The organism is Paenibacillus mucilaginosus 3016 (assembly GCF_000250655.1).
Classification (GTDB): Bacteria; Bacillota; Bacilli; order Paenibacillales; family NBRC-103111; genus Paenibacillus_G; species Paenibacillus_G mucilaginosus.
This window is the reverse complement of record NC_016935.1, coordinates 6,743,522-6,761,681: the sequence shown is the minus strand read 5'-3', so window position 1 is coordinate 6,761,681 and position 18,160 is coordinate 6,743,522. Positions and strand designations below refer to the sequence as shown.

13 protein-coding genes are annotated in these 18,160 nt (G+C 56.9%); 8 read left to right on the top strand and 5 right to left on the bottom strand.

Going from position 1 to position 18,160, the window contains the following annotated elements:
* The first annotated feature begins 219 nt into the window (after positions 1 to 219).
* The 6 genes from PM3016_RS27925 to PM3016_RS27900 all read left to right on the top strand — a co-directional run bounded on the left by PM3016_RS27925 (position 220) and on the right by PM3016_RS27900 (position 7,780).
* On the top strand, positions 220 to 1,188 hold the full coding sequence (locus tag PM3016_RS27925; RefSeq protein WP_013919758.1) for a glycoside hydrolase family 43 protein: 969 nt from the start codon (positions 220 to 222) through the stop codon (positions 1,186 to 1,188).
* A gap of 227 nt (positions 1,189 to 1,415) precedes the next feature.
* A complete protein-coding gene (locus PM3016_RS27920) occupies positions 1,416 to 2,732 on the top strand; it encodes an ABC transporter substrate-binding protein (protein WP_013919757.1) in 1,317 nt (438 codons plus the stop codon).
* Between the two features lie 83 nt (positions 2,733 to 2,815).
* Positions 2,816 to 3,745: a carbohydrate ABC transporter permease gene (locus tag PM3016_RS27915; protein ID WP_014371747.1), complete on the top strand. Its 930-nt coding sequence runs from the start codon at positions 2,816 to 2,818 to the stop codon at positions 3,743 to 3,745.
* A gap of 4 nt (positions 3,746 to 3,749) precedes the next feature.
* The gene (locus tag PM3016_RS27910) at positions 3,750 to 4,595 is read left to right on the top strand and encodes a carbohydrate ABC transporter permease (protein ID WP_013919755.1); all 846 of its coding nucleotides are present in this window, start codon (positions 3,750 to 3,752) and stop codon (positions 4,593 to 4,595) included.
* A 171-nt stretch (positions 4,596 to 4,766) separates the two neighbouring features.
* Positions 4,767 to 5,807 carry a glycoside hydrolase family 43 protein gene (locus tag PM3016_RS27905; RefSeq protein WP_014371746.1) on the top strand — a complete coding sequence of 347 codons (1,041 nt, stop codon included), beginning with the start codon at positions 4,767 to 4,769 and terminating at the stop codon, positions 5,805 to 5,807.
* Between the two features lie 542 nt (positions 5,808 to 6,349).
* Positions 6,350 to 7,780 (top strand): transposase, encoded by a 1,431-nt coding sequence (locus PM3016_RS27900; RefSeq protein WP_014368491.1) that lies wholly within the window; start codon positions 6,350 to 6,352, stop codon positions 7,778 to 7,780.
* 810 nt (positions 7,781 to 8,590) lie between these two features.
* Here PM3016_RS27900 and PM3016_RS27895 read toward each other — a convergent pair.
* Positions 8,591 to 9,511, bottom strand: a complete 921-nt coding sequence (locus PM3016_RS27895) for an ArsR/SmtB family transcription factor (protein WP_013919752.1) — start codon at positions 9,509 to 9,511, stop codon at positions 8,591 to 8,593.
* A gap of 885 nt (positions 9,512 to 10,396) precedes the next feature.
* A complete protein-coding gene (locus PM3016_RS27885) occupies positions 10,397 to 11,749 on the bottom strand; it encodes an LLM class flavin-dependent oxidoreductase (RefSeq protein ID WP_014371744.1) in 1,353 nt (450 codons plus the stop codon).
* A gap of 275 nt (positions 11,750 to 12,024) precedes the next feature.
* Between PM3016_RS27885 and PM3016_RS27880 the strand changes: the two genes are divergently transcribed.
* A complete protein-coding gene (locus tag PM3016_RS27880; RefSeq protein WP_013919749.1) occupies positions 12,025 to 13,479 on the top strand; it encodes an amino acid permease in 1,455 nt (484 codons plus the stop codon).
* On the opposite strand, the gene PM3016_RS27875 is transcribed toward PM3016_RS27880, so the two are convergent.
* From PM3016_RS27875 to PM3016_RS27865, 3 genes are all read right to left on the bottom strand, one after another.
* Positions 13,476 to 14,099 carry a LysE family transporter gene (locus PM3016_RS27875; RefSeq protein ID WP_013919748.1) on the bottom strand — a complete coding sequence of 208 codons (624 nt, stop codon included), beginning with the start codon at positions 14,097 to 14,099 and terminating at the stop codon, positions 13,476 to 13,478. The genes PM3016_RS27880 and PM3016_RS27875 overlap by 4 nt on opposite strands.
* Before the next feature lie 328 nt (positions 14,100 to 14,427).
* Positions 14,428 to 15,141, bottom strand: coding sequence for a response regulator (locus PM3016_RS27870; protein ID WP_014371743.1), 714 nt, complete (start codon positions 15,139 to 15,141; stop codon positions 14,428 to 14,430).
* Positions 15,138 to 16,748, bottom strand: a complete 1,611-nt coding sequence (locus PM3016_RS27865) for an ATP-binding protein (protein WP_013919745.1) — start codon at positions 16,746 to 16,748, stop codon at positions 15,138 to 15,140. The genes PM3016_RS27870 and PM3016_RS27865 overlap by 4 nt, the downstream gene beginning before the upstream one ends.
* 276 nt (positions 16,749 to 17,024) lie before the next feature.
* Between PM3016_RS27865 and PM3016_RS27860 the strand changes: the two genes are divergently transcribed.
* Complete coding sequence (locus PM3016_RS27860; protein WP_014371742.1) at positions 17,025 to 18,077, top strand: Bug family tripartite tricarboxylate transporter substrate binding protein; 1,053 nt, start codon at positions 17,025 to 17,027, stop codon at positions 18,075 to 18,077.
* Positions 18,078 to 18,160: the final 83 nt, after the last annotated feature.

Genomic DNA, 18,160 nt, shown 5'->3' with positions numbered 1-18,160 from the left:
TTATATGGATGTAAAGGGAAAAGAAGGATAGAGGCCAAAAGAGGCTGCAGGAAGGGAGTTTTAGCCGATAAAGAGGCGCTGAAGGGGAGAAACAGCAAGGCTTGGTATAAAAGTTTAAAATATTTTATATTGATTTAAAATATCCTTTCCAGTATAATCCGGAGTAGGCACTGTTTTAGATTATATTAAAACATTTTATTCGGAAAGGAAAGCCCTTATATGATTACTTCTTACAAGCTCCGCAATCCCTTGATCGAGCAGCGCGCGGATCCGTGGATCTATAAGCATACGGACGGCTTCTATTACTTTACGGCCTCCGTACCGGAGTATGACCGCCTTGAGATCAGAAGATCGGAGACGATCGAAGGACTCACCTCTGCCGAACCTGTCGTGGTGTGGAGAAAATACGACACCGGTCCGATGAGCGCGAACATTTGGGCTCCGGAAATTCATTACGTTCAGGGCAAATGGTACATCTATTTCGCAGCCGCCAAGACGACCGAAACCGTAGAGGGTCTGTTCGACCACCGGATGTTTGTCCTGGAGTGTGATGCAGAGAACCCGCTCGAAGGCGAATGGATCGAGAAGGGCCAGCTCAAGACCGACTGGGAATCGTTCTCCCTCGACGCGACTTCGTTCGAACACAATGGCACGCAGTACCTGGTCTGGGCACAGAGAGATCCGGAGATCCCGGGCAACTCCAACCTGTACATCGCCGCCATGAGCAATCCGTGGACGATCATCGGTCCGCAGGTGATGCTGACCAAGCCTGAGTACGATTGGGAAGTCATCGGGTTCCTCGTGAATGAAGGCGCTGCCGTGATCAAGAAGAACGGCAAAATCTTCATCAGCTACTCCGCCAGCGCCACCGACCATCACTACTGCATGGGCCTGCTTTCCGCTTCGGAAACCGCAGATCTGCTTGATCCGGCTTCCTGGACGAAGTCTCCCGTACCGGTATTCCAGACGTCGGAAGAGAACGGGCAGTACGGTCCGGGCCACAATTCCTTCACGGTCGCCGAGGACGGCGTAACCGACCTGCTCGTATTCCATGCGCGCAGCTACAAGGAGATCGTAGGAGATCCGCTGTACGATCCGAACCGCCATACCCGCGTACAAGTGCTGGAGTGGAATGCCGACGGAACGCCGAACTTCGGAGTACCGCTGCCGGACACGAAGGAAGAGTAGCATATTTACGTGGACTGATTCAGTAAAATATAAAGAAGAACCATTAAGAAAGCGTATTCAAAAAAATCATTGACAGTTGTTTTATGTCGGTTTAAAATAAAAGAAGAAAATAGCTATTGTGTTTTAACAGAAACTAAAACAAATAGCTATTCCTTCTTTTAGATTAAATAAATCCACCATATTTAGAAAAGAATGCGTTAACAAAACAGACACGGGGGTAACTACACATGAAAAAAGCACATGGTCTTATGCTCGCAACGACTCTGCTCCTCAGCTCTCTGGCAACGGCCTGCTCTTCCGGCGGCGAAACGGCGAAGCCTGACGCGAATGCGGGCGGCGCGGCAGCCGGCGGCAAGACGAAGCTCCAGTTCTGGACCTTCAACGAGCTGCACCAGAAGTACTTCGTGAGCATGGCGGAAGCTTGGAACAAGGCGCACCCGGACAAAGCGATCCAGCTCGAAGCGAGCACGCTGCCGTTCGACGATATGCACAACAAGCTTCTGGTAGCGCTTCAGTCCGGTACCGGTGCTCCGGATATCTCTGACATCGAGATCAGTAAGTTCCCGAACTACCTGAAGGGCACGCCGCAGCTCGCCGAGCTGAACACGGTGGTGGAGCCGGAGCTGAAGAACATCGTCAAATCGCGTGTGGATATTTACTCCAAAGACGGCAAGTACTACGGTATCGACTATCATGTTGGCGCTTCCGTTATCTACTATAATAAAGAAATGCTCGACAAAGCCGGCGTGAACCCGGACAGCATCACGACCTGGGATGAGTTCTACGAAGCGGGCAAGAAGGTTGTAGCGGCGACAGGCAAACCGATGATCACCTTCGAAGCGACGGATCCGTTCTCCTTCTGGCCGATGATCGCGCAGCAGGGCTCCGACATTACGGACAAGGACGGCAAGGTCACGCTCGACAACGAGAAGAACATCGCAGTCCTGCAGTACATGCAGAAGCTTGTGAAGGAGAAGATCGCCATCGTGGCACCGGGCGGCTTCCACCATGCTGAAGAGTACTACGGCTTCATGAACAAAGCGGGCGCCGCTTCCATCGCGATGCCGATGTGGTACATGGGCCGCTTCACGGACTACATGCCTGACCTGAAGGGCAAGCTGGTCATCAAGCCGATGCCGGCTTGGACCAAGGGCGGCAACCGTTCGGTAGGTATGGGCGGTACGGGTACGGCGGTAACGGCGCAGTCCAAGAACAAGGAACTGGCAGCCGAATTCCTCGCCTTCGCGAAGCTTTCCAAGGAAGCGAACATCCAGATCTGGAAGCAGCTCGGCTTCGACCCGATCCGTACGGAAGTATGGACAGCTCCGGAGCTGAAGGAAGACAACAAGTTCACGCAGTACTTCGGTAAGGACATCTTCGACGTAATGATCGAAATCAAGGACGAGATCGGACCGATCAACGTCAATGAGAAAATGCCAGAAGTAAACGACGAGCTCAAGAAGACGACGCTCTTCAAGGCTCTGAACGATATGGAAGATCCGGCGAAAGTACTGAAGGAATCCGCTGATCAGCTGAGAAAATAATGGGTTAGGCGTGACCGCTTCCAGCTCCCGCTCCGGCGGGGCTGGACGGTCATCCATAAACCGACAATTGGAGGAACCGTGCCGTGAAGAACCATACTGTAGCTATTCAAGCCGTAGAGAAGAAGCGGAGTGGCAGCCTGGCTTATAACCAGCGACTAGCTCCCTACGTGTTTGTGGCGCCCTTTCTCATCACGTTCATTTTGTTTTTCGCGTATCCGGTTGCTTCAACCGTCCTGATGAGCTTCCAGGAAGTGCTGCCGGGCCAGACCAAATTCATCGGCTTCGACAACTACAAGAAACTGCTTAACCCTACGTTCTACAAAGCGATTGCGAACAGTGCGAAGTACACGGTGCTTACCCTGCTCGTCCTGATTCCACTGCCTTTGGTGCTTGCGGTCTTCCTTAATTCCACTTTCATGCGAGGCAAAAATTTCTTCCGTTCCACGCTCTTCGTGCCTGCACTTACCTCCGTTGTAGTAGCCGGTACGGTATTCAAGCTGGTATTCAGTGAACTTGACAGCGCACTTGCGAATACGTTCATCGGTTTCTTTGGAATCGAATCGCAAAAATGGCTTGGACAGTCCTCGACAGCCCTGCTCGTGCTCGTTCTGCTGGCGACATGGCGGTGGCTCGGCGTCAATATCATATATTTCCTCTCCGGCCTGCAGAGCATCCCGACGGAACTGTATGAATCTGCGGATATCGACGGTGCGAACACCTGGGATAAATTCGTGAAGATCACGCTTCCGCTGCTCAAGCCGGTTACCATCTACGTACTTACGATCTCCATCTATGCCGGTTTCGCCATGTTCACCGAGAGCTACATGCTCTATAACGGCAACCGTTCGCCGAAGGATATGGGACTGACGATCGTCGGTTACATTTATCAGCAGGGTCTCGAGAAGAACAACCTCGGTCTCGGCTCCGCCATCGGTCTGACACTGCTCGGCATCACGATGTTCATCAACCTGGTTCAGCTCAAAATCACCGGACAATTCCGGAAGGGGGACTAAACACGTGCCTCAGACTAAATCCTGGTCCGTTCAATCGGTCCTTCTTCTCTTGTTGTTCGCCGCTATCGCCGTCTTTACCCTGTTCCCGATCTATGCGCTCTTCCTGGCTTCGTTCAAGCCATCGCAGGAGCTGCTCCGCTACGGTCTCAATCTCCGGTTCGATACGGAACTCATGAGCCTCAAAAACTATGCGTTCATCTTCTCCGGCGATGCGAGCAACTACTTCGGATGGTATACGAACTCGCTGGTCATTACGGTCCTGGCGACGCTGCTCTGCCTTCTGTTCTCCTCGATGGTAGGCTACGGGCTCGCAGTATACGATTTTAAAGGCCGGAACCTGATCTTCGTCCTGGTGCTCATCGTCATGATGGTGCCTGTAGAGATCATCTTGCTTCCGCTTTACAAGCTGATCATCGGTCTGAGAATGATGGACAGCATCTGGGGGGTTATCCTCCCGTTCATGGTAGCTCCGCTGCCGATCTTCTTCTTCCGCCAGTATGCGGAAGGACTGCCGAAGGATTTCCTGGATGCAGGGCGGATTGACGGCTGCTCCGAGTACGGCATTTTCTTCCGGCTGATGGCTCCGCTTATGGCTCCGGCGTTCGGGGCGATGGCGATCCTGCAGGGGATGGGCGCATGGAACAACTTCCTGTGGCCGCTCATCGTGCTCAAGTCCAACGAGAAGTTCACACTGCCGATCGGTCTTGCGACGCTGCTTACCCCTTACGGGAACAACTACGATATTCTGATCGCAGGCTCTGTCTTGGCCATTCTGCCGATTCTCATCCTGTTCATCTTCTTCCAGCGGTTCTTCGTCTCCGGTCTGACCGTTGGCGGTGTGAAGGGATAATCCTGCTGCGGCAGAGCAGGGAATGATGTTACATGATCAACCGGTACAGGGAAGGGCGCATGTTCCTCTCCTGTGCCGGTTTTGTTTTTTTTGTGCTGCGGAAAAAAGAAATGCTGGGGAGTGTGGACGAAGATAATGGGAACATGGAGTCGAAAAGGTTGGATCCTGCTGATGGGACTGTCGCTGCTTGCGGCAGGCTGCAGCCAGGCTGGGGGAAATACGCCGGGGGCGTCCGAAGGGAAGTCCGGCGCCAAGGAGGAGGCTATCGAGTGGAACAACCCGCTCGTGGAGCAGAGGGCGGATCCCTTCGTTATGCGTCACACGGACGGATACTACTACTTCACGGCCTCGGTGCCGGAGTATGACCGCATTGAAGTCAGGCGGGCCAAGACGCTTGGAGAGCTGGCGAAGGCGGAAACAGTCACCGTCTGGCAGAAGCATGAGAGCGGGCCGATGAGCAAGCATATTTGGGCGCCGGAGATTCATCACATTGACGGTAAATGGTATATCTACTTTGCGGCGGCGCGGACGAATGCGCCGTTCGACCACCGGATCTATGTGCTCGAGAACGCTTCGGCCAATCCGCTTGAAGGCACATGGACCGAGAAGGGGCAGCTCAAAACGGACTGGGAGTCGTTCGCGCTGGATGCGACCACCTTCGAGCACAAGGGCACCCGCTATCTGGTCTGGGCCCAGAAGGATCCGTCCATCTACGGGAACAGCAACCTGTATATTGCCCCGATGGCGAATCCTTGGACGCTGGGCGGCCGGCAGGTTCTAATCTCGCAGCCGGAGTATGACTGGGAGCAGATCGGCTTCTGGGTGAACGAAGGGGCGGCGGTCATCAAGCATGACGGGCGTCTGTTCATGACTTATTCGGCCAGCGCCACCGATGCCAACTATGCGGTGGGCCTGCTGACCGCGTCCGAATCGGCGGATCTCCTCGATCCGAAGGCGTGGACCAAATCGGAGAAGCCGGTCTTCGCCACCAGCGAGGAGAACGGGCAGTACGGCCCGGGGCACAACTCGTTCACGGTCTCGCCGGACGGGAAGCGGGATATTATGGTGTACCATGCGCGCAGCTACAAAGAGATCACGGGTGACCCGCTCTATGATCCGAACCGCCATGCCCGCGCGAAGTATGTCACGTGGAATGCGGACGGGACGCCGAACTTTGGCGTGCCGCTGCCGGATACGAAGCAAGAGAAGTAAGGAGAGGCAGGGAGCTCCGCCTGGTATGAAGTGAAGTGAAGTGAAGTAGGTGGCTGGTGGCCGCATGGTGCGAAGAAAAGGTGTAGGTTGGGGGGCGTCTGCCTGCTGCGAAAAAGACGTAGGTGGCCGGTCCCGCCGCCGAATTGGGGGCGTATGCTCGGTGATGGGAAGGCCGGCGTGAGCAGCGATTAATCAGCCGCTTTCCCGCCGAATCCCGAAAGGGCCGTTTCATCTATAGGATGGAACGGCCTTTCGACGTGCGGAGAGCGTGGGGAGTACTTAAGATGAAGCAGGGGGATGTTCAGGCGGGCGTAACGATCATCCCCTCCGGCCGTTGACGGGCCGGAAATAAAATAGAGGAACTGAGATGCCTTATCAGGTTATTTCCCATCATTTCCCAAGAAATAACGGAACTCAGGAGTCACTTTCATAATTCAAAACCCATGCCGTAACTGGCTTTCAGGGCAGAAAAAAAAGGAGTACCTACCCAAGTTATTGAATGTATGGTTACCACACCACACTCAAACGAAGGAGGTACTCTTTTGTATACTATTCGTCAAGAAGAGCTGTTTTCCCTGCAAGAGCTTATGGAAATGGCACCAGAAAATAAATACAGCATCGTTTTCAAAACGCTTGACCTCTTACCTGCACTGCGCGTGCTCAACAAGAGAACGCACAGAGGCCGGCCAGAAGAGCTGAACTATGCGGCCATGGTATACGCTATGCTCATTGGGACCATTGAACGTATTCCGACCACAAAAGATTTGCTGAAGCGCTTGCGGACAAATGAAGAGTTCCGCAGGACTTGCCGTTTTCGCGGATCCGACGCTATTCCTAGTGAAGCTTCATTTTCACGGTTGTATACAAAACTCGCCGACTCCGGTGTGCTGTGGGAGCTGCAGCGCCAAGTCATTTCCCTCGCCGCTGCGGCGGGATTCGTCTCTCCCAGTTTTATTAGCTTTGACTCCACCCATGTAGAGGCAGAGGAACGCCAACCGCGTAAAGAACAGGAAGTGGAATCGAAGGCCGAGTCTAACGAACAACCTGTCCTTGAAATGGAACACTCCCCATCCACCAGCGCTAAGCGTCTGGAAGACCCGCGGAAGAAATATAAAAGGGGTGCGCCTACGAAGGCAGAGGCGGAGCGCCGCCGTTTGGAAAGAGAAGCATGGGAAGCTTCTTTGCCCCTGTTCGAACGTAAACTCGAGGATATGCTCCCTTACACATTTGAGCAGCTCAAACCGCTGATTCCTATACATCCAAGTACGAGCAGTAAAAAAGGCTCCAATGGAAAACTCATGTGGTGGCATGGATACAAACTGCATATTCTCGCAGACAGTAAAGGGCATTACATTTTGAGCGCCCTCTTCAGTTCCGCTCACGTAAATGACGGACGGCTGGCGATTCCGCTGCTAAAGAAGTTTCAAACCGATTTTCCTGACTGGAAGGTCAAACACGCCTTGGCTGATGCTGGATATGATGTTATGGCCGTCTACAAACAAGTAAGGAGCTTGGGAGCCTGGCCTCTAATTGACTATAACGAGCGAGCGAAAAAGCCGCCGGAAGGATTGAATGAGAATTTTCACCCGGTGTGTCAGGAAGGGCACTCTTACGTATATGACAGCTTCGATGCCAAGAACAAAAGCTTAAAATTCACTAGGCCCCAAGAGTGCAAAGCATGCCCGCTAGAAAAAAGCGGCAGGTGTCAAAGGGTCTATAAAATCAAGGTAGAGAAGGATCTCAGACGATTTACCGTACCAGCCAGGGGCAGTAAATCTTACAAAAAAATATACAAGAAACGGACAACGGTTGAGCGAATCTTTGCCTATCTGAAGGGTTACTACGGACTGGGGGCGTCTAGGAAGCGCGGTAAAAGAGCTGAGGTTGACGCCGCCCTGAGTGTTCTTAGCTACACGCTTTGTCAATATGCTGTTGATTGCATGCGCCAAAAACAACAAAAACAGGCAGCCTAAAATTTAGCCACCTGTTTTAAAAATAGCGTTTTAGAAATTCTGCCTTTTCGAAGACAGAGTGAAACAATTATGAAATACCCTCCTCAGGTATCTTATTCTGCCAATTACCGGATTATTTACTGCTAAACGCTGAAATAGCGAATCTCAGTTCCGCTATTTTGGGCCGAGGCTCCTCAAAACAGGAAATAACGAATCCGAGTTCCGCTATTTTTCAGGGAGGGGCTTACGGGTACCGTGCAGATGGCCTGTTTCCATAGAAGCCGGGAAGCAGCACGCAGCGCAGGGCGCTGGATAGAAGCGGCGGGATGGGTGATTAATATACGACCTGATTCCATAGAAACTAAACATGTGGCACGTAAGGCAAAGGCTGATCCATAGAAGGCTATAAGGAAGGGTGAGATATATAGCCGGCTTGCTCCTAGAGGTGGCACATCAGGCAGAGGCCGCTCCATAGAGGCTGGAAGGATAAGCTGTCGTACAGCCGGCTTGTTTCTATAGAAGGATGCTAGTACGCGAGGCAGAGGAGGCAGATCCGTTGAAGCTGGCGGTGACACGTAAGGCAGAGGCAGAATTCATGGTAGCTGGAGGTGGCACGTAAGGCGGAGCCGCCCCATAGAAGCCGAAGGGTGCGCAAAAAACGGCGGCCCCCTGCTTGGAATAAGCAAGGGGCCGCTGTACGGGTGGGTACGCAACAGTTACCACGGCCTCACCCATGCCTCATAGTAAAGATCGCCGATACCTGCCGAATTAGGAGCCGCGGACTTTAAGCGTATCAATGAAAAGGCAGCAGGTGCCTCCCGAACATCAAACCTAGTCGATATCCCGCTCCGTGTACATCACGCGGACCAGCAGATCCTGGTTGTAGTTGCCGAAGTTTTTGCCGTAGATCGTCATGCCGCGCTTGTTCTTCGACTTCTCTCCGACTTCGATACGGAAGTTGAGATCGCTCTTGTAATCGAGGTTGATATCGGACAGCTTCACGTCGGAGATCCGGCAGCCGTCGATATAGCTGCCTTCCTCATTGATGCGGATGAGCTTCAGCATCCCGTACTGGTTCAGGTGCGGCGGCCACCAATCGGGATTGAAGGTACCGCGCACATCGCCGAAGTCGCCGGGACTGGTCCAAGAGCCAAGTTCCATGTCATTCAGATAGAAATAAATGTCAGAAGGATAATTGTTATTATAGCCCGGCGCCTCGGAGCTCAGTTCCATCGACAGCTGAATTTCGGCGAAATCCTGGTTCGGCTTCAGGTAATTCGGAATGCGATATTCCAGGAAGCCCTCGGAGAGCCAGATGATCTCCGAATCGATCCGCTGCGGATCGGCAAAATAGCGCGGCTCGTCGAAATCGCCGATGATGCTGTCCTTGGTCGCCAGACCACAGGTAGGCACGGCCTGGTAGTTGCTGTAATGCCCGACCTTGATATCCACCTCATAGAGATTGTCGGTTTCCTTGCTGCGGAGATCGACGATGAGCTTCTCTTCGGTGAGATAGCAGATCTTCTGGACGCCATGCTTGCCGACGGCCGTGCCGATCTCGATCAGTCCGCTTTCTTCAAGCTTCTTAATGTGCATGGTGATGGCACCGTTCGTCAGCTTCAGCCGGGTAGCAATTTCGTTGAGATTGAGACTCTGATTTTTGGCGAGGAGTTCGAGAATTTCGATCCGGATATCAGACCCCAAGGCTTTGAATATGTTTAAGCCTGTCTTTAGATCCTTGATGTAGAGCATCTGCGTAAGATCCCTTCTTTACTTTACCTATTTTATTTTAAATTAATTATAATTAATTTACGCGGAAAAAGAAACAAGGATTTTTTTTCTGGTTTGGGAAGGGATTCTTGAAACCGTTGTCTATTCAGGGTTTTGGCGAGTGGAGACGAAAAATGGGTTTGACCATTGGCTGGATTATGCTTACAGCTGGCGTCATAAATTCATAAAATAAACAGACGTATCTTATACGACAAGCAGCAGGTACGAAGTAAGGAAGGCAAGGGCATCGGCGGAGGAAGAGGACTTGGAGTGGGCAGCTGCCGGAGGTGAATAAGAAAAGAGGGGAGTGAGGGGAGTGAGCGCGCTGAATTTGGAGGACTGGAAAGAGGTGAGAGGCTGGGCCGGACAGGAGAAAGGCGAAGAGCAAGGCAAAGGGGAGGACAGTAGAGAGTCTAGGGGTGAAAAGCAAAGGAGTGGATGTCTTGGATAAGTGACAACGAGGGTTTGGGTGGGAGCGATAAGCGGAAGAGAAAGGGGGAGCTGCGCCGGACAGGAAAAAAGAAGGGGGGCAGGACGAGGCCTGTTGAGAGTCGGGCGGTAAGCGACGAGAGGCTCAATTAAGGGAAGAAGGGCAGCGGGTACACTGGCTATGCAGGGATGGTGAAAAGCGATCGGACGATGAATGGTGGACAGGAGAGCGAGGATGCGGGGGAGGCGCTGGACGTGGAGGGCAGAGGGGGACGGATTGAACGAGGAATGGGGAGCAAAGGGGAAAAGCAAAGGGGCTTCAGACCGGGAACTGGAGAAAGGCGACAGGCCGAGCGAGGAAGAGAGGAGAGGCCTCGGGAAGAGGCCTCCAGGGGAGAAACTGCCGGGGCAGGGAGAGGCAGGGGACCGGCGGGAGGTTCAGCCGGGAAGGGAGGGAGCGGGCTTGGCCGCATAGAGGCTGGCCGGGCGGGGGAGCCTATAATGCTCGCGGAGGGTGGAGCCGCTGTATTCCGTGCGGAACAACCCGCGGCGCTGGAGCTCGGGGACGACCTTGTCCAGGAAGTCCGGCAGCCCCTCATGCGTGAGCTGGGGCATGACGTTGAAGCCGTCGGCCGCGCCGCCGCGGAACCAGGCTTCGAGCTGGTCGGCCACCTGGACGGGCGTGCCCGTGAAGGTCCGGTGGCCGCGGCCGCCGGCGAGGCGCTCGAGCAGCCCCCGCAGGGTCAGGCCTTCGCTGCGGGCCAGCTCGGCGATGAGGCGGGCGCGGCTCTGGTGGCCGCGGACCGCCTCGGGCTCCGGCAGCTCGGGGAACGGGGCGTCGAGCGGATAGCCCGTCAGGTCGATACCGAGCCGGTTCGAGAGCTGCAGCAGGCTGTGCTGCGGGTTCGAGAGCTCGTGGAGGCGGGCTTCCTTCTCGCGGGCCTCTTCTTCGGTATCGCCGATCACAGGGCAGATGCCCGGCAGGATCTTCACCGTCTGCGGATCGCGCCCGAAGCGGGCCGCCCGCGCCTTGACGTCGGCGTAGAAGGCCTGCGCGTCGGCCAGCGTCTGCTGCGCCGTGAAGATCGCTTCCGCGTATTCCGAGGCGAAGCTCCGGCCGTCCTCCGAGGAGCCGGCCTGTACGAGGAGCGGGCGTCCCTGCGGGGAGCGCTGCAGGTTCAGAGGGCCGTCAACCCGAAAGTAGGTGCCTTCATGGCGGACGGGGTGGACTTTGCTGGTGTCGGCGAACAGGCCGGCGGCCTGGTCCGCGAGAACGGCATCGTCCTCCCAGCTGTCCCACAGCTTGACCGCCACCTCAAGGAACTCCCTGGCGCGTTCATAGCGCACGGCGTGGCCTGGAATCTCGTGCAGGCCGAAGTTGCGCGCTTCCCCGTCCGTGCCCGAGGTAATGATGTTCCAGCCGGCCCGGCCGCCGCTGAGGTGGTCCAGAGACGCCAGGCGGCGCGCCAGATTGAACGGCTCGTTGAAAGACGTCGATACGGTGCCGATCAGACCGATGCGGGAGGTGACGACCGACAGCGCGGACAGCAGCGTGAGCGGCTCCAGCCCGCCGACGGCGCCATGCCGCAGGCTTTCAGGGGAAGCGGCGACCCGGTCGGCCAGGAAGATCGAGTCGAGTTTGGCCGCTTCCGCCTTCCGGACGATCTCCTGGTACAGAGCGAACTCCGTCAGCCGCCGCGGCTCGGAGCCCGGATGACGCCAGGCGGCCTCATGATGCCCGAGCGGAGCAAGAAAGAGATTCAAGTGAAGCTGGGAACGGGGTGAACTCATAGGGCGTACCTCCGGAGCGGAATGATGAAGCAAGGCGTGTGCAAGGCGGTGTTCCAAGCCCGGACAATTAAAAAAAGACTCTCGGGGCGCAGGAGGCTGCGGACACGGAGAGCCTTTGGTTGACCAATAGGCGGCAGTCGTACAGGTTGTAAAACTCATTATAATACAACTATTCCTATTAAACAAGTGGGTTTTAAAGCGGTCAGACCCATTTTGATAAAAAAAGGCATCGAAGCGTATCCTATCCTCTTGGATAGCAGGAGGGAGAGGATAGGATGAGCAAAGGCAAAACAAGCTCGAAGGATGACAAGCTGAAATGGTGGCAGCTTTCCCTGCTGGGTGTGGCGTGCACCATCGGCACCGGATATTTCCTCGGCACGGGCATCGCCCTGACGATGGGGGGACCGGCGGTCATCTTCCTGTTCATCCTGGCGGCCTTCGGCACGTACATGGTGTTCGATGCGCTGGCCCGGATGACAGCGGCCGATCCGCAGCAGGGATCGTTTCGCTCCTATGCCAAAAAAGCATACGGCCGGTGGGCCGGATTCACGAGCGGCTGGGTGTACTGGTCGAGCGAGCTCCTCATCATGGGCAGCCAGCTGGCCGCGCTTTCGCTGTTCACCCGCATGTGGTTTCCGAACCTGCCGATGTGGATGTTCGCCGCGGTGTACGGCCTGCTCGGGCTGGGCATCATCCTGCTCGGCACGAAGGGCTTCGAGCGGCTGGAGAACATGTTCGCCGTCATGAAGATCGCGGCGATCCTGATGTTCCTGGTACTGGCCGGCGCGGCGCTGTTCGGGATGCTGGGGCAGGGGGCTTACGCGCCCAAAGTGCCTGCGACGGGACCGGAGGTGTGGCCCGGCGGGGGCATCGGCTTATGGTCCGCGTTCATTTTTGCGTTCTATGCTTTCGGAGGCATTGAGATCATGGGGCTGATGGCGATGCGGCTGAAGAACCCGAAGGAAGCGCCGAAGGCCGGCAAAATGATGATTCTGCTCCTGACGACCGTCTACATCGCGTCCCTGGTCTGTGCGGTCATCCTCGTGCCGATCGGCGCCTTCAACTCGAAGGAAAGCCCGTTCGCCTCGGCGCTGAATCATTATAACCTGCCGTTCGTCCCCCACGTGTTCAATTCCGTGCTGATCATTGCGGGCTTCTCGACGATGGTCGCCTCGTTATTCGCGGTGACGACCATGCTCGTCACGCTCGCGGGGGACCATGATGCGCCGAAGATGTTCTCAGCGAAGAAGGACTCCTCGAAGCTGCCGTTCACGGCGATCGGCTTCACCGCAGGGGGGCTGGCGGTCTCCGTCGTGACGGCGCTGCTCATGCCCGAGTCCGTCTATGAGTACGTGACGACGGCGGCCGGGCTCATGCTGCTCTACAACTGGACCTTTATTCTCGTGACGTCGGGCAGGCTGCTGAAGCTGTCGGGCTGGGGCCAGACGAAGCGGTGGAGCGGCATCCTGCTCATCGCCCTGGCGGTGGTCGGCACGCTGTTCCACGAGACGAGCCGGCCGGGCTTTTTTATCTCGCTGGGGTTCGTGGCGGTGATCTCCGCGGTGACCCTGATCATGCGCAGGGTGTGGAAGAAGCAGCAGGGCGGAGGAGGCGAGAGCGGGCCGCAAGGCCGATCCAAGCACGCGGAAGGGCAGCAGTCCGGGCATGACGAATACGAGCCGAGTGTGAACCGGCCCGTACTGCCGCGCAGACGCAAATCGTTCACTTAGAAGAGAAGCCGGCAGGCGGCGACCGCAAAATACAGGCCGAAGCCGATCAGGGACAAGCCCGAGATGACGGAGATCCCTGTGAGCAGCCGCGGGGTCATCAGCCGGCGGAAGGTGCTGGCCATGCCCGCCATGGAGAAATCCCAGACGAGGATGCCGACCAGAATCGCGGAGCTGTAGACGAGCAGCTGCTGGGTGCCGTAGACGGATGCCGTCTTGGCCAGCACGGAACCGTAGATGCCGAGCCAGAAGAGGATCGTCAGCGGGTTCGAGAGGGACATCAGGAAGCCGGAGAAAAAGGATTTGAAGAGCGTGTCGTCCTTTTTCTTGGTGACGACGGCCACACTGCTTGCCCCAAGCAGGCTGTCGATGCCCGTGTAGATGAGCATAAAGCTGCCGAAGCTCCACAGGAGCGTCTGGATCAGCGGTGTGCTCAGGAAGTGGACGAGACCCATATACACCATGATCATGTACAGGGCGTCGGCCATCATGGCGCCGAGACCGACGAGCCATGCATGCCAAAAGCCGCAGCGGATGCCCTTGTCCAATTGGGCGGCGTTGATCGGCCCGATCGGAGCCGAGAGCGACAGCCCGAGAAAGATATAGCTTAAGATTACGCTCATGGTCGTGAACAACCCTCCCGATCACCTGTTGAGCCCGGACGAAAACCGCACAAAGGGGGCTTGGTTCATTGTATTCGGGAGGAACGGCTCGTACGACAAGTTATGGAAGATATGTGCCGGATGCAAAAAAAGCTGATCCTGCAGGGGAAGAAACCCTGCGGGGATCAGCTTTTTTCAAAAACGCGCATCGCCCCGTAAAGGACAGCGAAGCCATTGATCTTGGGAAGCGGGGGAGGAGGCGCTGCAGGCTTTTGCACGGCGGCTATTTCCGGCGCAGTGCCGCCTTCGCTTTCGCTCCCCGCAGCCGGACGGTCCCGCGGGTTCCGGTTTACCGGCGGCTGCGGTAGACCCGCTCGGGCCGGCCGACCACGCCGTAGGACAGGTCGGCATACACGTCGCCGAGGGAGACGAGGTGCTCGAGATACCGCCGGCCGGTCGAGCGGCTGACGCCGATCAGCTTCGCGACGCCGTCGGCCGTCATGCCCTCCGGCGTGGAGGAGAGCGCGCCCACGACCTTGTCGAGCGTCAGCTTGTCAATTCCCTTCGGAAGCGGGGCGGAAGACGGGCCTTCCTTCTTGTCGGTTCTGGCCAGCAGGCGGTCGATGTCGTCCTGGGCCACCTGGCCGCCGCCCGAGCCCAGCCGCTGCAGCTGCTGCTGGAAGTCCCGGAAGCGCAGCAGCGTCTCCTGCAGCCGGTTGAAGACGAGCGGCTTGATGATGTAGTCGAACGCTCCGCTGCGTACGGCTTCCCGGACCGGCTCGATCTCCTTGGCGGCGGTGATCATGATCACCTCCGTGTCGCGGTGATGCCGCCGGATCTGCTGCAGGATGTCGATGCCGTTCGAATTCGGGATGTAGATATCGAGCAGCACGAGCTGGGGGCCGAGGATCTCGAGCTGCTCCCTGGCCTGGCTTTCGTCCGTCGCGATGCCGATGACCGAGAATCCCGGCACCTTTTCGACGAATCTCCGGTTGATCTCGGCGATCTTGGGATCGTCGTCGACGATGAGCACTGTGATCTCGTGGGAAGGTTGTTCGTTCACTGGAGGGCTCTCCTTTCTGTGCCTCGGCCGTTCTTCGGGATGGCGGCGGTAAAGACCGTGCCGCCCCCAGGGTGAGGCTGGTAGGTGATATAGCCGCCCAGCTTGTGTACGGCATGCTGGACGAGCGCGAGACCGATGCCGCGGTGCTCCCCTTCCTTGGTGGAGAAGCCCTTGGCGAACACCGAGTCCCCTGCCTCTTCGGGAATACCGATCCCGGTATCCTCGCACTCGATGATGAGGTCTTCCCCGAGATCCGTCAGGAACAGCTTCACGCCGCGTCCGGCCGGGTCCCCGCAGGCCAGTACCGCTTCCATCGCATTATCGGCCAGATTACCGATGACCGTGACGAGCAGACTGCGGTCCACCCCCGGCGGAAGGTCACGGAAGGAGCTTTCGCGGTCGATTTCGAAGATCACTTTAAGCTCCCGGGAGCGGTTGTACTTGCCGATGAGCAGGCCGCCGATCATGGGATCGGGAATCTCCCGCATCAGGAAGGCCACGAGGTTCTGGTGCACATCCGACTCCCGGGCAATGAGGTCGACGGCTTCCTGATAGGCTTCGAGCTGGATCAGGCCGGAGATCAGGTACAGCTTGTTCGAATATTCATGGGTCTGTGCCCGCAGAGCGTCCGCGAACCTCCTCACCTGCGAGAGCTCCTCGGCCAGCCGGTACAGCTCGGATTTGCTGCGGAAGCTGGATACGGCGCCTTCAATTCCGCCGTTCCAGCCCGTGATGGGCACGCGGTTCACAATAACCTCATGGCTGCCGATCAGCATCTCCTGGTCGAATTCGGCCTGCCCTGAGGAGATCACCTCGGTGAGCCGGGTGTTCGGCAGGAGCTCCTGAAGCGGCCGGCCGGTGATATCGCTGTGCTCCGGCAGTCCGAGGAGGCGCAGGGCATACGGGTTCGCCAGGGTGACGACGCCCTCTCGGTTCACCGCGAGAATCCCTTCGCGGATCGTCTCCAGGATCGCCTGCTTCTCCATATAGAGCGAGCCGATCTCCCGGGGCTCGAGACCGTGGATGGAGCTGCGCACACTGCGTGCGATGAGAACGGCCCCGATGGCGCCGACGAGAAGCACGCCGAGGGTCAGCCAGACGATCCGGTACCGGTACGTCTCGGTGAGAACGTCGATGTCCTTCGTCAGAAAGCCGACGGATACGATGCCGATGACATCGCCGCTCTCATTCTTGACCGGCGTCTTGCCGCGAAGCGCAGGGCCGAGCGATCCGACGGCCCTGGAGACAATGGACCGGCCTTCGAGCACGGGGCCGTTGTCTCCGCCGACCATTTCCTTGCCGATGCGTTCGGGCAGCGGGTGGGAGTAGCGGATGCCTTCCCTCGAGCCGATAACAATATATTCTGCCCCGGTCTTCAGCCGTATGCTCTCGGCAATGGGCTGGATGACCGCAGAAGGCTCCGCGAGAGTAAACGCTTTCCGAATATCCGGAACGGCGGCGACCGTCTCGGCGACCTTCAGGGCCCGCGTACCGATCTGCTCTTCCAGGGCGGAGCTCATCAGATAATAAAAGGTGCCGCCGAGGCTCAAGGTGACGAGGGCGAGCAGTGAGCAGATGACGAGAATGAGTTTGTTTTGCAGACGCATGGATGCGGTTCCCCCTGGCTTGTTCTGGGTAGGTTGAAGGCCCTGGCACCGGCAAGGGTGCCGGTAATCGCCAACATTATAACATATATCGGCTGAAGAACCGCCCCGCATCATCCGTGAACAAAATGATCATAATTACCGCAATGGACGCAATGCGATTAATGCCGTTAAACTTCTCAAAGCGGTGTGCAGGGTGATATGATGAAACCGTTCTCAAGAAAGCGCATTCAAACAAAACATAAATCAGGGGTTATATAAAACTGGAGGGTGAACCTTATGATGAACCGCATGATGAACAGAGCTTGGAAAGTAACGGCAGCAGGGGTACTCGCAGCCAGCTTGACCGCCTGTGGCGCGGCGAAGCAGCAGCCGGAAGCCGGCGGCGATGCGGCCCAGACACCGGCCCAGACGGCGTCAAAATATCCCGAGAAGGCGATCACGCTGGTAGCTCCATCCGGTGCGGGCGGCGGCTGGGATATGACGGCCCGGACGATCACCAAGGTGCTCTCCGAAATGAAGGCGGTTGCAAAGCCGATGTCCGTAGAGAACAAGCCAGGAGGCGGCGGCGCTGTCTTCATGGCCGAATACGCGACGAAGGACGTCAAAGACGACCACAAGCTGTTCGTCAGCTCCCCGCCGATCCTGATCAACCATATCAAGAAGGAAGGCAACTCGCCTTACGGCATCAAGGACACGACGCCGCTGGCGCAGCTGACCAAAGACTACGGCGCCATTGCGGTGGCGGCGAATTCCAAATACAACGATCTGAAGTCGCTGCTTGACGATATGAAAGCCGACCCGACGAAGCTGACGGTGGCCGGCGGCTCCGCCCCGGGCTCCATGGACCATATCGTGGCGATCCTCCCGGCGTTCAAGTACGGCATCGACCCGAAGAAAGTGAAGTATGTCTCCTATGACGGCGGCGGAGAAGCCGTAACCGCGCTGCTCGGGGGCAATGCCGACGTGCTCGGTACGGACGCTTCCTCCCTCGACCAATACGTGAAGGCCGGCAAAATCAAGATTCTCGCCGTTGCAGCTCCTCAGCGTCTCGAGAACATGAAGGACATTCCCACGATGAAAGAGCAGGGCGTGGACGCTGAATTCCTGATCTGGCGCGGCATCTTCGGACCGAAGAACATGAGCGCGGACGCGAAGAAGTTCTGGGAGGAAACGCTGGGCAAAATGGTGGAATCCGAGCAGTGGAAGAAGGAAGTGGCGGCGAACAACTGGCAGACCGAGTACAAAAAGTCCGAGGAGTTCAAGAGCTTCCTGACGGCTCAGGAAACGCAGCTCAAGGATATCCTGACGGCGCTCGGCATGCAGAAGTAACCACATCTGCAGACGGGCGGGCCGGGGGAGAGGGGGAAGCCCTTCTCCCCCGGGCTCGATTCTGTACTCTTCTATTTCTAATC